General features: G+C 39.5%; 15 protein-coding genes. 6 read left to right on the top strand and 9 right to left on the bottom strand.

What is annotated here, in order from left to right; all coding sequences use genetic code 11:
- Positions 1 to 23 precede the first annotated feature (23 nt).
- On the bottom strand, positions 24 to 395 hold the full coding sequence (locus BB781_RS12970; protein WP_094228911.1) for a response regulator: 372 nt from the start codon (positions 393 to 395) through the stop codon (positions 24 to 26).
- Positions 396 to 710: 315 nt separating this feature from the next.
- Between BB781_RS12970 and BB781_RS12975 the strand changes: the two genes are divergently transcribed.
- Positions 711 to 1,895 (top strand): hypothetical protein, encoded by a 1,185-nt coding sequence (locus BB781_RS12975; RefSeq protein WP_094228912.1) that lies wholly within the window; start codon positions 711 to 713, stop codon positions 1,893 to 1,895.
- On the opposite strand, the gene BB781_RS12980 is transcribed toward BB781_RS12975, so the two are convergent.
- From BB781_RS12980 to BB781_RS12995, 4 genes are all read right to left on the bottom strand, one after another.
- Positions 1,888 to 2,298, bottom strand: coding sequence for a hypothetical protein (locus BB781_RS12980; RefSeq protein WP_094228913.1), 411 nt, complete (start codon positions 2,296 to 2,298; stop codon positions 1,888 to 1,890). The two genes, BB781_RS12975 and BB781_RS12980, sit on opposite strands and share 8 nt — an antisense overlap.
- Before the next feature lie 73 nt (positions 2,299 to 2,371).
- Positions 2,372 to 3,049 carry a queuosine precursor transporter gene (locus BB781_RS12985; protein ID WP_242492665.1) on the bottom strand — a complete coding sequence of 226 codons (678 nt, stop codon included), beginning with the start codon at positions 3,047 to 3,049 and terminating at the stop codon, positions 2,372 to 2,374.
- 183 nt (positions 3,050 to 3,232) lie between these two features.
- Positions 3,233 to 3,541 carry a hypothetical protein gene (locus BB781_RS12990; RefSeq protein WP_094228915.1) on the bottom strand — a complete coding sequence of 103 codons (309 nt, stop codon included), beginning with the start codon at positions 3,539 to 3,541 and terminating at the stop codon, positions 3,233 to 3,235.
- Positions 3,542 to 3,833: 292 nt separating this feature from the next.
- Positions 3,834 to 4,352, bottom strand: a complete 519-nt coding sequence (locus tag BB781_RS12995; RefSeq protein WP_094228924.1) for a DUF6141 family protein — start codon at positions 4,350 to 4,352, stop codon at positions 3,834 to 3,836.
- Between the two features lie 61 nt (positions 4,353 to 4,413).
- Here BB781_RS12995 and cutA point away from each other — a divergent pair, with 61 nt between their 5' ends.
- A complete protein-coding gene (cutA, locus tag BB781_RS13000) occupies positions 4,414 to 4,737 on the top strand; it encodes a divalent-cation tolerance protein CutA (protein ID WP_094228916.1) in 324 nt (107 codons plus the stop codon).
- A gap of 87 nt (positions 4,738 to 4,824) precedes the next feature.
- Entirely contained in the window at positions 4,825 to 5,526 is a 702-nt protein-coding gene (locus BB781_RS13005; protein ID WP_094228917.1) for a tetratricopeptide repeat protein, read from the top strand.
- Between the two features lie 26 nt (positions 5,527 to 5,552).
- On the opposite strand, the gene BB781_RS13010 is transcribed toward BB781_RS13005, so the two are convergent.
- The 4 genes from BB781_RS13010 to BB781_RS13025 form a co-directional block, all read right to left on the bottom strand.
- Complete coding sequence (locus BB781_RS13010; RefSeq protein ID WP_094228918.1) at positions 5,553 to 6,662, bottom strand: DNA topoisomerase IV subunit A; 1,110 nt, start codon at positions 6,660 to 6,662, stop codon at positions 5,553 to 5,555.
- 4 nt (positions 6,663 to 6,666) lie between these two features.
- Positions 6,667 to 8,529, bottom strand: coding sequence for a DNA topoisomerase VI subunit B (locus tag BB781_RS13015; RefSeq protein ID WP_094228919.1), 1,863 nt, complete (start codon positions 8,527 to 8,529; stop codon positions 6,667 to 6,669).
- An 84-nt stretch (positions 8,530 to 8,613) separates the two neighbouring features.
- A complete protein-coding gene (locus tag BB781_RS13020; RefSeq protein ID WP_242492666.1) occupies positions 8,614 to 8,910 on the bottom strand; it encodes an Lrp/AsnC ligand binding domain-containing protein in 297 nt (98 codons plus the stop codon).
- A gap of 504 nt (positions 8,911 to 9,414) precedes the next feature.
- Positions 9,415 to 10,893 carry a replication factor C large subunit gene (locus BB781_RS13025; RefSeq protein ID WP_094228925.1) on the bottom strand — a complete coding sequence of 493 codons (1,479 nt, stop codon included), beginning with the start codon at positions 10,891 to 10,893 and terminating at the stop codon, positions 9,415 to 9,417.
- A gap of 88 nt (positions 10,894 to 10,981) precedes the next feature.
- Here BB781_RS13025 and mtxX point away from each other — a divergent pair, with 88 nt between their 5' ends.
- The 3 genes from mtxX to BB781_RS13040 all read left to right on the top strand — a co-directional run.
- Positions 10,982 to 11,839 carry a methanogenesis marker protein Mmp4/MtxX gene (gene mtxX, locus BB781_RS13030; protein ID WP_094228921.1) on the top strand — a complete coding sequence of 286 codons (858 nt, stop codon included), beginning with the start codon at positions 10,982 to 10,984 and terminating at the stop codon, positions 11,837 to 11,839.
- Positions 11,840 to 11,936: 97 nt separating this feature from the next.
- Positions 11,937 to 12,710, top strand: coding sequence for a thymidylate synthase (locus BB781_RS13035; RefSeq protein WP_094228922.1), 774 nt, complete (start codon positions 11,937 to 11,939; stop codon positions 12,708 to 12,710).
- 202 nt (positions 12,711 to 12,912) lie between these two features.
- Positions 12,913 to 13,829: hypothetical protein (locus tag BB781_RS13040; RefSeq protein WP_129582716.1), on the top strand; the 917-nt coding region annotated here is incomplete at its 3' end.

Here is a 13,829-nt window from a genome sequence, read left to right on the forward strand (position 1 = left end):
CAAAATTTCGTATGGACTGGCAGTTAGTTTGACATTGCAAGATGATATTTTATTTTTTCCTTGAAATCGTGGATATCAATCGGCTTTGATATATAATCAATACAACCTGCTGCAATGAACCTTGCATCATCTCCGCGCATAGAATGGGCAGTTAAAGCTATTACAGGAACATTTTTGGTACTATCATTATTCTTTAAACGGGAAAGGACTTCCAGTCCATCCATTTTAGGCAATTGTATATCAAGGAGTATCAAATCGAAATAGTTATCCTTTACTTTTTCCAGGGCTACGAAACCATCTTCTGCAGGAGTGACCTGATAACCATATGACTCCAGAAGGTCTACAGTAAGTTCCATGTTTACAGGATTATCTTCAATTACTAGTATATGAGACATATTTTTCCTCAAGTTATATTGAATCCTGCTTTCTAACATTCAACAGGCAATGAATTGTTATGAGCATACAAGCCGTCTTCAAGTTACGAACCCAGGAGATAAATATAATAAATAGATGATAATATTATGTAGTTATTTACTATATAAAAGCATATCGCATACATACATTCACTGCACATATAATGAACAAAAGTCCTTTATATAAGTAAAAAATGGAAGAAAAGTAGATATAAATAGTAAACATCTGGACGCAGTATCTTATAAAAATGTCATTCTCACAAGTTATACAAATTAACAGGCATATCTGAGGACCAAATGGATAACCTTAAAATAATCAGGATGATTCACAATTCACCTTTTAGAATAGTATTGGCAGTAACCGGTGGTGGGACAGAATCAATCGGAGAATTGTTACGCCATGGAAAAGGTTCAGACACAGTGCTTGAAGCTATTGTCCCCTACAGCAGAGAATCTCTTGAAGAGTGGATAGGGAAAAAACCAATTTGTTATGCATCTACAGATACCGCAAAGGACATGGCGATGTCGGCTTACAGGCGTGCATTATACCTGAATAAGGGGAAAGAGATCAAAAGTGCTGAACTACTAATAGGTATAGGTGTCACCTGTAAACTTTCAAAAGTTGTAAATGAGCGTGAGGGGAGACTTCATGAAGTTCATTTTGCTTCACAATCCTGTTTTAAAACAACCACATCAAGTCTCTTTCTAACAGGAAATGCAGGCAGGGAAAAGCAAGAAAAGATTGCAGCAGCGTTTATTATTGATAGAATTGCATCTATCTTCGATTTGAAAGAAAAAACAGACATATGCATCCTTACAACAGGGATGGTAACAGAGCTTATTGAAAATGATGCCGAAGCAGACCTGCCCGTTGCAGAATTATTACTGAAAACCCTGAATAGTATTAATTATAAACAGAAAATTGAACCTTTAAAGGTTGATATAAGAATAAATAATACTGATCCTAAGATCATTTTTTCAGGGTCTTTTAACCCATGCCATCAGAATCATATTAAAATGGCGAGAATTGCTGCTAGTAAATATAAGGAGCCGATTGACTTTGAAATATCACTTGCCAATGTCGACAAACCTCCAATCGACTATATTTCTCTTAAGTACAGGATCAACTCACTCTTAAAATACCGTGGAGAAAAATATATGGGCAATATTTTTCTGACAAATTCACCTTTATTTGCAGATAAGGCAATGCTTTTCCCAAACTCTATATTTCTTATAGGCACAGATACTCTTAACCGGTTGTTCAACAAGAAATATTATAGGGATGGAGAAGACATGAAAAGCCTGTTAGAACATTTTCGGAAATACAACGCACGATTTATGGTGTTCCAGAGAAAAAATGCAGAAATCGATATTGATATGGAAATTCCGGACATCTGTGATATAGTACCTATGGACACGTATGCTGATGACGGGACTTCCTCAACAAGTATAAGGGAACAAGATTCCTGTCACCTCATTTGATTTTGCATGCATTGTAAATAGGAGGGTGTCCACGAAGTTCATTGTTTTCCAGAATATCCGCATTAACATCATTTGCAAGCTTATGGACTATTTTTTGTGCCTTAATGATGCATTCGACATCCATGTCATCCCACCTGCCGGATGAGATGTTATCAAGTGTTTCTTTTAAAAATAAGATTTCATCCTTGCAAATGCAGGTATCAAAACTGACAACGCGGTAATCAGCATCTTTCTTAAGGTTACTGATGCTACTAAACATTTTATCCAGACAGGAACTTGTCAGTTCATGAGCAAACGTATGTTCTGACGGTATCACATCTTCCTTAAAGTAATGAACTTCTGCCAGGAACAAAAACCGGTCACATTCATAGAACCAGTCCCTTAAATTATATAATGAATTCATACCACGCTCAAATTTAGAAGAATCCAAAGGTATAAAAAACTATGTCTTATTAAATATATAGCTCCTGCATATATTAATTATCTCTACCTGAAGCATTCTTTTCCAGATACTTTTTGTACCATACGAACCAAGGAGTATCAAGCAGACCAATCAGATTCTTAGCCACTATCTGTCCGGTTATAAGAGGAATAAGTGGTGCAACCCCATAGAACGCAAGTACTACAAATACCAGGCTGTCAAGTGTAAGACTTAACAGATCACTTGCAGCACTTCTGAGAAATATCTTTTCAGGATAATGTGCTTTCATCCAGGCAAACACATAAGCATCAATGTTCTGGAATATAAGAAAAGAGAACCATGATGCAATGACAATCCTTATACCCTGTGCAAATATGCTCTGCCAGGCATCCTCATAATCAAAGAATGGAGCAGGAGAAAGACTGTTTGTCATGACAATGAAAATTACCAGCAACACTTGTGTAATGAAAGCAATTAGAATAGCAATGTGGGCCTTTTTCTCACCATATACTTCATTTATCATGTCAATTGCCTGTGAAAGGAATGGATACAGGAATACTGCAGCCGGAGCAAAGAAAGTATAGAACCCCAAATCAAATTCTATTAGACGGGCCGCAACTATCTGAGAAGCAGCAAGATAAACTGTATAGAAAGCAACGAGCACAGTGAATCCGTATTCCCGGTACCGGTTGACGATAAATGCAGATATATAAGTAACAATTGTGAGACTCAAAATCCAATATACCCAAACAACAGGAACTACCATTAACATCAACCCTATTATAAGCAGACAAGTATTAACTACCGAGTGCCAGGTACCATTAGATAGTGTTAGCAATATCCCGATAATAGGCTTGAATCTTATGAATCTTATATATATTTATCTAACTCCGGCAATTGACAAAACGGTCACATATCAGAGGTCACTGCTGTTTATCGGGAAATAAGATTTCATCAATTTTCCATCCTTGTAACTAATCAGACTAATTCTTTCCCGGGTCATCAGATCAAACAATCGTTCTATGCCAGGAGGATAACTACTTTTGGGATGCAGGGGTACAAGCGGTTCCTCATCAACCATTTCAACATAGAACATATCGGACCCGAAATACCTGATATAACTGATATCATAAGCAATGAAAATGTCAATAATCTCTTTTTTTGATATCTGCGGCGTATAATGTTCAAGATCATGGTCCAACAGGTCGGTCAGCTCATTTCTCATGATCCATAAACTGACTATATCCCATAAATAACAAATGTTTGTAGATATGAAATAGAATCTGTTTTGTTGTATATTTCAAGTTTGAAATACCAAACTGGAAAATACTGCAGAACATGCCGGTTATGATTAGATCATACCAAAGTAGATCAAAGAATAAACGTAACAATAGTATGAACATACATGTAAGAAAACATATGGTGTCCAGAGAAACAAAAATGATAAAGTAAGAATAATCATAAAAAGTATGAAACACAAACATTAGGATAAATGAGAACTACATTTAAAACAAAAATCAATTTGCTATTTTATATTGGCCCTGATCAATAGCCATCTTCAGAAGTTCTGCTTCCTGAGAACCCAGCAGTAGAGACTTACCGTTCTTGAATTTAAGCATCAAACCTCTGTTTCCACGTATATTGTACGCCTTTCCTTTAGAACCATACCTTATACCCCAGCCCCCATAATCCCAAAGAGGCCTGTAGGTTATGACACTATAAGAAACGATACTTTCAAACGGATAGTACTTAAAAGACAGGTGAATCGGGAAGAACTTTATATAAATACCATCAGCCTTTACCTCAATTACCAGGCGTATGGACAACATGAACAAAGGTAGTAGGAGACCAAACACAACCCATATAGCAAACATCCCAAGGTCAGATGCAGGATTATCACCATAGGGGCGACCATACACTAATTGCTCAATAGCACCATACCAGACAGTTGCAACAGGTAACAGGACAAGTAACCATACCCAAAGTTGATTAAATTTCTGGACTTCCCGATAAATAGAAAGCTTATTATTAGTCATTAATATAAAATGGGAACTGAATTTATATAACCTTTTTTTAAAAGCCATGAAGTGATGTGAAATGTATTCCATAGTACACACGACAACAAAAGATAAAGAAGACGCAAGAAGAATAGCCCGCAGACTTGTTGAACAAAAACTTGCTGCCTGCGTCAATATGTACCCAATTGATTCAGTATACGTATGGGAAGGCAAAATTGAAGAGGATATAGAGGTAGCACTTTCAATCAAGACAACAAGCAACAGAGTAGAATTGATCAAAGAGTGCATAAGGACTATGCACAATTACGACCTTCCAGCAATTATATCATGGAAGATAGATGGTGAGAAAGAATACCTCAAATGGATAGCCGACTCCACAGATGCCTGGATGGGAAGTAAATAAGAATAATCTCCGAAACCACCTAACCTGACATGAATAAACCATAACTGGCAAGAAGAGTAATATAGAATTCTGCGGATAATCCAATCGATGAAAAAAAAGACCTCTGAAGAATGTGACCGATGGATAGAACAGGGAGTCCGCGAAAAAGATCCTGAAAGGAAGATGCACTATTTCGACCTCGCGCTGCAATTGAACCCAAATAATCCCGGTGCTTTGAATAATAAAGGCATGTTGCTACATCGGAAAGGAAAATTTCACGAAGCAATTGAATGCTATGACAAAATACTGAACCAGTACAATATGTCAGGGTCCGTACCTGCGTTGTATAACAAAAGTCTTGCGCTTAAAGAACTTGGAAGAAATGAGGCTGCACTGAACTTTATGAACAAGGCATTAAAACAGCAGCCTGATAATGACAAGATCAAAGGACACATAGAAAAGTTAACCCTTGACATGGAAGAGAAAGGAGGAACAAGAGCCACAGCATTCATACCCACAAAAAAACTGGCTGTGAACCAGACATATACTCAATGGGAACCTCCGGCAGTGAGCACGCTTCTGGCACAGGCAATGAATTGCAGCAAAGGAGACATAAAATACCACAAAGGTTGTGGAGAAGACCTCATAAAAGAAAAAATAATACAGGATAATCTCAATCTGAAAGTATATGCCTGCAAGTCATGTAAGTTCCAGAAAAATGGCATCTGCCACCACACAGATACAAAAGCAATGAAAGTATCCCAGAGTGCAATATGCAGGAATTTCAAACACAGAAACAAAAAATTATAAATAATAAATAATAAAGAACCGGAACATCAGAGTATTCCGAGTTCTGTCAGGCGCTCAGGCAGATACTTGTCCGTTACAAAGTCCAGACCTTTTCCTGCGAAGGCCTGCTGTTCGGCCTTTTTGTTGATCTCAAGCTGCAGGTTGATCTGCTCTTTCCAGTAATCAGTTTCAAACCTTGGATCTGTAAGTTCACTTCTCAGGGCAGCTACATCCTTATCCGTTAATTTGTCTGTGGAAAGTTCATATTCCACAATATCAGAAGGCTGGACGCCAATAAACTGGGCACCGGGAGTTGCCATGTGCTCCGAAAGGTGCGCACTCTTGATAGCCCCGTATGCCACTGAAGCAAAGATACGATAGGACCAGGGGTCACCATCAGTGAATACCACCACAGGCAGGTTCATCTCCTCACTCATTCTCTTGATGATACGGCGGGTCGAACGAGCAGGCTGACCCTTAAGATGGACAAGTATTGCATCATTCTTTTCATCAAAACCATTCTCTATAAGCCTGGCATACATACCACCCGTCTCAATGGCAATGATAAATTTGGCATCCGTCTCCAGGAATTCAATGTTCTCCACATTGAAAGGGATCTGATAACCACTCTCGCCGATATCTTCCTGACAGTGAATTACACGATCCCCCCGTTTTGTATCCTCACGAAGGCGAATAGGACCGAACATAGTGGCACCATCTTCCTCAGGACGCATATGGAAGTATTCCCTCTGAAGACCGGATATAATCTCAAGGTCCTCGATTAACCGGTCACTTTCAGGCTGTTCGTTAAATTTAGCTATATCCCAGCTTTCTGAGATATAATATAACTCTCTTAAGGTAGAACCCCTGTTCTGCCCCAAATGACTCTTTACAAGAAAATCTATCACATGAGAGGTCTTCAATAACTGGAAAGCGCCTTTTACAGTCTTTGCACTTCTCTCTGTTTCCCTGTCACCATACACCCACACATCGCTATCCTCACTGTACTCTATATTTGCCTTTGTACGGCTTGGAAGGGAAACATTTGGCACTATCTCATCAATAAACTGGTCGTATAATTCCCCTGCAAGACCCAATAAACGGTTACTTGCTATCTCATCATGTTCCTTTTTCTGCTGGGATATTTCTTTTGCCATTCAATCACCCTTTAATAGCTTTTGCACCAGTAACAAGTTCTTCATCAAGACCTTCTACAATAAGAGAAGGAAGTCTTGCTATCTCTGAATCATCCAGAGTTGCTACAGAATACTTTACAACCCGGGAAGACTCAGGAGCAACACTAAGGTTCCATATATAATCGAAATTGCTGCCCATGCTTATAACTTTAGGCTCCGGCACTGCGTTTTCTATTTCATAGGACACCATATCATGGACTTTGAAATCCTGCTTTTTGCCGGAAAAATTCTTGACCCTTATAGATATATTAACTCCCCCATTACCATTAGATTCAACTATCCTGTTCACTAAGAGGTTACCCATAACCTTTGCAACAACCGGATTTATATCAGGAATTTCACGGTCAAGTGTTTCAGCAAGTTTTTTTGCCATTTTAGGAAGAACTTTTGTGATGATTATTTCCTTCTCACGCCTCTTTTTAAGAGTGTCACGCTTGTTAAGATATCTGTTAAGTTTCCTGGAAACTTCCTTTACTGCCAGTTCGATCTCATCCTGAATTTCAGGAATATCGGCAACAGCATCTTTAGATTCGGAAGTAAACGGTACGTTTGTTGAAGCTACGTGCACCAGAATGACAACAGGCCCTGCAGGCAATCCACCGCCCGGCTGATTTAATCCATACTGCTTCCATTTGATAGACTCGATGGCATGAGTAATTACACAGCCACCCTGCTGATACAGAAGAGGTACCCTGTTTGCAAAGCGCAGGATATCTATACGATCGTCTTTTTGTAACTCGCCTCCAAATGCAATACCCACCTCAACGATGAATGGGTTTCCAGAGTAAACTGAAGGAGCACGGGTCGTAGTGGCTATGAAATCGACATTGAATTCCTTTTCTAGCCCCTTATAAATTAGATCCTCACTTATGGGAGACAGACAATCCGTAGGAGGAGCCATTATTTTTACTTTTGAAAATGCATCAAGCAATTTCTTGGACTGGTCTCTTGTCATTTCGTGCGGATCAGTGTCAGGATCAAGGCCGGCTGCCTTGCATATCTCTTCAGCAGCAAGATGACCTATCTTTGAGAATGAGTAACGTAAAAAAGGAGAGATTTTCTGTCTCTCAGTATACCTTAACATTTTCATAAGAGTACCAAGTTCTATCCCATGCGGATGCGGCAATATCTCATTTGCAGGAACAGGTAGCTTGTCTGTTGCCCTCTCAAATAATACTTCATTGCCATCAGGCTCTATCAAAGTTATTCTGGCATGCGGGTTTACGATTGCGGTGGCCTTCAGATATTCATAGATGGACTGCCTTCTTCCTTTAACATAAGAAGCCTCCATTTCCATCTCAATACGTGTGCCATGAGGCCTATCCCAATCTACAATATCATCTTTAAGGATCTCGGGTTCATTGGTGCTGGTATTGATCATAAGCTCATAATAGTGAGCAGGTTTTCCATGACCTATCTTAGAGATGATCTTTGTGTGCTGACCGGAGGTCAGCTGAGAATATAGCACAGATGCCGATATACCTATACCCTGCTGCCCACGACTTTGCTTGAGCATATGGAACCTGGAACCATACAGGAGCTTTGCAAATACTTTAGGTATTTGTTCTTTAACGATTCCAGGACCATTGTCCTCGACTATAACAACTACATTGTCTTTTCCGACCCTTTCTATATGCAGGAATATATCAGGGAGTATCTCAGACTCTTCACACGCGTCAAGGGAGTTATCCACTGCTTCCTTGACCGTTGTAATCAAACTTCGCGGAGCTGAGTCAAAACCCAATATCTGCCTGTTCTTTTCAAAGAACTCTGCGACACTAATTGATTTTTGGTTCTTGGCAAGTTCTTCTGCAATTGGAGTTTCCATAAGAATTTCTTCCTCGTCCGTTGTTGGCCACTATCCCGTGGCCTGAAAATAATAACCAAGTAAATATAAAAATGTTATTCCGGATCACTTCAGTTCTGCACCCACAATTGTTTGTGTAGCAGTGACTGATCCTGTCTCACGTATAAGGTCTACAATGCTGTTGAGACTTCCCAGATCATCGACCTCGATTATCACAACAAAATCATACTCCCCAAATACATGATAAATATCCTTTATCCCTTCGATCTTGTTGAGTTCATTAAAAGCTATTCTTTCGCTGCCAGGCAACACGTTGACCATAGTTACTCCGATTACCATTGTATCACTAACACTGAAGTGGGTTGCAAGGTATTTAGCAGTTTTCGATGCATTAACAGACAATCAAAAGTCATATTAAGTAAAATCGATATCTAAGTAGTCCTTTGCAAAATCACATCATAATGATGAGTATAATAAGCAAAATCTTTATATACAATCGTAAGCATACTATCACTAGATGAGCGGGTTATCCTCTTTTTGACAATAACCCCCACTCCCCAACCCGCTCATACTCCACTCCACTTTTTACATTAACATCTACTGATTCTGATCTATAGATATCTAAAGCTTCAGAGATGAAACTCCATCCTATGATATCTTAAAGTAATTAGCCCAAGTTATCACCTTAACATACGTTATCACCTTAACATACGTTATCACCTTAACCCAAGTTATTACCTCGAATTCAAATTTTACAAGTAAAGATAACATCCATTAATATATACAAAATAAAGAATATAACTAAACAAAAGCTTTAAAATAGATATATTATAAGATATACATATATCAATAGATTAGTAACGTGTACAACAAATACAGAAACCCACCGGACCTCACAGCCTTTAGTCAAAAATCAAACAAAGTCTTCTGTGGCTTTTTTATAGGCTCTTTTTTAGAGAAAGAGGACCTTTCTGAAATAATAGAGTCCTGATTTGAAACCCGTAATTTATCCAGGCTCAACTGAGAAGGATCCTTCTTAGAAGTGACCCTTTCTACAAAAAAGACAGGTTCGTCCGAAGGAAAGACATTCTGGCGCATTTCCTGGGCTTCATCATAAATAGATTGAAGCTTTTTTGTGACCTTCTTAGCACCCACCATATGAAGCATTTCATCCATATCAAGCCCAAGTGTTGCAACAACATCTGCGGCATAAGTATCCGTTTCCAAAAGTCTTGAGTAAAGCCCTGCAACCTCAAGCCGGGAATAACGCATTGATTCATTGCAATGAGTACCAACCTTCACAGCAATATTGTTCCTCATATCCTTTTTAGCACGCATCTGTCCCATCTTGCGCCAGAGGGAAGGAGGCTGGTATTTTACAAAACCACCTCGCATGCGGGAATTTGAAACAACAGTCCCACCCGTCATAAGCATGCCTGCATAACGCCACATACGATAATTCTGACGCCTGCGCACACGCCCCAGAAAACGATCAGCCCGTGAAAGATAAGAATATGCCTGAATAATGTCATTAGTCAGCGGTTCTTCGCCCTTTCCAGTGTATTGGTATGGAAGATTTTCATCCACCCAGTGGATCAGATCCTCTGGCGTTTCATCGAGATTATAAGTAGCTTCAAGAGCAGATGAAACATCTTTCCCCTTAAATATCCTCCCCACTACTTTGAAAATGGACTCTTTAGTATCCCTTTCAGATGTGGAAATATCCTCTACATAGATTTCTGTACGACCCATGGCAACTGCCTGCAGATCATTGACAGCACTTCTAAAATCACCATCTGCAACTTCAGCTATTTTTTCAAGGACACCGATACCACATACCAGCCCCTCCTGCTGTGCAATCTTTTTGAGTGCCGGGATCATAGAACGCGACTGTACGGAAGCAAACTTAAGCTCTAAACACAATGAACGCAGTGAAGAAGATATACCATAAAGATCGTTAGCAATAAGCACAAGAGGTTGATTTGTTTTTTTGACAATATCGATAATTGCACGTGACCCTCCCCGATCACTATTACCATGCAGATTATCAGCTTCATCGAGTATGATCAGCCTTTTTGCAGAAGCACCAGTCAGAGTTTGCATCCGGGAGGCAGAACCTGCCACTTTTTCGATTGCACTTGCGGTTCTCTGATCACTTGCATTAAGTTCTATAACTTCCCAGTCCATATCACTTGCAAGTGCATGTGCAGAAGATGTCTTACCTATACCTGCCGGACCATGGAGCAGTAAGGCTTTTACTTCAGGCGTACCATGGACCCACTGCTCACCCCATTTTTTTAGAGCATCTATCACCGTTTTATGTCCGACAACATCATCAAGTATCCTTGGCCGGTATTTCTCTGCCCATTCCATCTGCACAGTCATGTTATTTACCCAATATTCAGGAAAAGTAATTAATGTTTGCGTCACTTTGTTTGTTCTGATTGATATTATTAATGGTAGGTATCTTTCCATGGAATCAAAAAGTACAGAAAACCTCCTTGGCCTGATAGAGAAAAGGGCATTGAAAAACAGGGCGAGAGTTGCCATAGGAGTACGCAACCCCAACTCCAAAATGCTTAAGAGTGCCAGAGATGCACATGAAGCAGGATATGCACATGTGCTTCTTGTAGGTAACAAAAAAGAGATAGAAGAAATAGGAACTGAACTTGAGATAATAGGAACCAATGACCCGGAAAGAACACTTGGAGACCTGTTAAAATCCAGATACGTTGATGCTGCAGTAAGAGGAACTGCCGGAGCCTCAGGAACGTTATCACACCTCAAAAAGATACTAAATCAGGAAAGCCTTCACCGGATAGCCTTATTGCAGACAAATGAAGGAGCTCCTTTTTTTATTGCACCTGTAGGCATAGATGAAGGGAACGAACTTGCCGATAAAATCGAATTCATAAAACTTGGGGTTGAATATATTCGCAGGTTCAACATCGAACCGGTCGTCGGCATTCTTTCCGGAGGAAGACTGGGAGATCTTGGTCGTAACCCACGTGTAGACCAGACACTTGCAGAAGGAGACTTCATTGTTAATAGAATCAGAGAGCAGGGGATCGATGCAAAGCATTACACGATACTGATAGAAGATGCAATAAAGGAAGCAAATTTCATACTCGCACCAGACGGTATATCAGGCAACCTGATATTCAGGACACTCGTATTCCTTGGTGGGGGAGACGGACTTGGCGCACCCATATTAATGGACGATTATGTATTTGTCGACACATCAAGAGTGGGAGGACATTATACCAAAGCCATAATGCTTGCAAGTGCACTTGTAGAAAAACATGATACACAAGCAATTAATAATGAATAACAACAATTATTATATCATAGATAACACCATCTAATTTTAATAAAATCATTTTTATTTCAAAAAATGCCTTTTAACAAATGTATTACTGCAACAGGGAATGAGCGATATGGAAGCTGTACTGATAAAAGCAAAAACAATCTCTTCTGCATGGTCCCAATTGATCCATGAAATATATGAAAAAGGAGAGGAACACAAACCCGACTATAGGACGATGACAAGGAGAGTACACGCCACTATATATATAGAGGATGTGGATAACAGGCAGATCAACCCTGCCGTGCCCTTTGGAGAGAATCTTATAAAAAAGTACAAGGAAGAGCTCACAGAAGAGTATGCAGACTGGTATGTTTCACTTTCAGATGACGATAAGAGAAAATTTGACTACTGCTACGCCAAGCAGTTGTTCCGGTATGGGGAAACAGCATACAATACGCTACATGCAAATGTGAGTAACCTGCGTCCTGGCTCCAGAAGACATGTTGGCGTACTATGGGAGAATGAAATTCACATCCCTAAATACGAGGACCAGCCATGCTGGATAGCCTACAAAATTGAACTTTTGAATGATACACATGTCCGAATATATATATTGTATCGCTCATGGGATGCATTCGGAGGATTCCCTGCCAACATTCCAGCCATCGTAGAAGGATTCAAAAAGGTGTTCTGTGAACAAAACCTTCCATTTGTGATAGAGTCACTGATAGCTACAGGATGGGACACACACATTTATGAAGCTGACCTTCAGGCAGTGGAAAAGATATTCAGGAATAACGAATTGTGCCCCATATGCAAGTGCATAACACCAAAACATTCATTCATCCCTACAACCAGAGGCAAAGCCTGCCCCGAGTGTAAGAAATCCATGTGAATTGACACACACATGCTTGATATTTAACATTTCATTATTCCCTCTTTTTTTCTTTCTTTCTTTCTTTCCTCTGTTTGACCGGATTTTCATACACATAACCAATACAATCGTACTTAAAATATAATTCCAATAGATATATATGTATGATATATACATACATCAGTATGATTCCACATAAAAAGAACATCAAAGGGAGATTGCTATGAAAAGACTTACCATAAGCATGTCGGATGAGCTTTTTGATAAACTGGACTTAATAGAGAATAAGAGCCTGTTCATCAGAAAACTTATCGAAAGGGAGCTTGACATTTTAGACAATGCCCCTGAAGACAATATTAGTGTACCATGGACTGAAAGAGTTGCAATCCTTGTTGATGACGTTAGCACAATATTCAGCAGACTGGAACTTATTGAAAGAAAGTTCTCCGGAGTTAATAACACTTTTGAAAATACACAAACTCCCCCTGACAAGATCAATATACAAATACCCATAGTAGATAACAAAATAATCAATGATGATCCAATGCTCCTGATAGCCAATGATGAAGAAGAAGCTTATGGCATCATTTCCATAGAAAATGGAAACACAGAAACAATACTCCTGCCAGATACACAGTCTGTAACTAACGAAAAGGTAGAACTGATCAAACCTGTAACAACAAATAATAAACAAATCGAACAGGAATTTGCTGCACATGCACAGGAAATGATTGTCGATAATATCCCCGGACAGAAAATTGGGCCTGAAAAAATGGTACAATACGATCCCGAAGAAAACATTCATGAAATAAAGCTCTCGAAGATGATATCAGAGAAAATAAGTAAACCCGAACAGGAAGATGTTGCATTTGGATTACCAGGACAAGAACCCCAGATGCAAGTACCTGACAAGGTAACAGAAGAAAAAACATTTGCAATACCGGAACTAAAGCTACCGGAGCAGGAAAAACAGGAGACAGAATTGGTAATGCCGGAACTAAAGCTACCGGAGCAGGAAAAACAGGAGACAGAATTGGTAATGCCGGAACTAAAGCTACCGGAGCAGACAAAACAGGACGCGGAATTTGTAATGCCGGAACTAAAGCTACCGGAGCAGACAAAACAGGAGACAGAATTTGT

This window comes from Methanolobus psychrotolerans, assembly GCF_002243045.1.
Classification (GTDB): Archaea; Halobacteriota; Methanosarcinia; order Methanosarcinales; family Methanosarcinaceae; genus Methanolobus; species Methanolobus psychrotolerans.

What these genes read in the sequence shown, in the direction of transcription:
- BB781_RS12970 (WP_094228911.1), bottom strand. Translation starts at nt 395, where the DNA reads ATGTCTCATATACTAGTAATTGAAGATAATCCTGTAAACATGGAACTT.
- BB781_RS12975 (WP_094228912.1), top strand. Translation starts at nt 711, where the DNA reads ATGGATAACCTTAAAATAATCAGGATGATTCACAATTCACCTTTTAGA.
- BB781_RS12980 (WP_094228913.1), bottom strand. Translation starts at nt 2,298, where the DNA reads ATGAATTCATTATATAATTTAAGGGACTGGTTCTATGAATGTGACCGG.
- BB781_RS12990 (WP_094228915.1), bottom strand. Translation starts at nt 3,541, where the DNA reads ATGAGAAATGAGCTGACCGACCTGTTGGACCATGATCTTGAACATTAT.
- BB781_RS12995 (WP_094228924.1), bottom strand. Translation starts at nt 4,352, where the DNA reads ATGACTAATAATAAGCTTTCTATTTATCGGGAAGTCCAGAAATTTAAT.
- cutA (WP_094228916.1), top strand. Translation starts at nt 4,414, where the DNA reads ATGTATTCCATAGTACACACGACAACAAAAGATAAAGAAGACGCAAGA.
- BB781_RS13005 (WP_094228917.1), top strand. Translation starts at nt 4,825, where the DNA reads ATGAAAAAAAAGACCTCTGAAGAATGTGACCGATGGATAGAACAGGGA.
- BB781_RS13010 (WP_094228918.1), bottom strand. Translation starts at nt 6,662, where the DNA reads ATGGCAAAAGAAATATCCCAGCAGAAAAAGGAACATGATGAGATAGCA.
- BB781_RS13015 (WP_094228919.1), bottom strand. Translation starts at nt 8,529, where the DNA reads ATGGAAACTCCAATTGCAGAAGAACTTGCCAAGAACCAAAAATCAATT.
- BB781_RS13025 (WP_094228925.1), bottom strand. Translation starts at nt 10,893, where the DNA reads ATGACTGTGCAGATGGAATGGGCAGAGAAATACCGGCCAAGGATACTT.
- mtxX (WP_094228921.1), top strand. Translation starts at nt 10,982, where the DNA reads ATGGAATCAAAAAGTACAGAAAACCTCCTTGGCCTGATAGAGAAAAGG.
- BB781_RS13035 (WP_094228922.1), top strand. Translation starts at nt 11,937, where the DNA reads ATGAGCGATATGGAAGCTGTACTGATAAAAGCAAAAACAATCTCTTCT.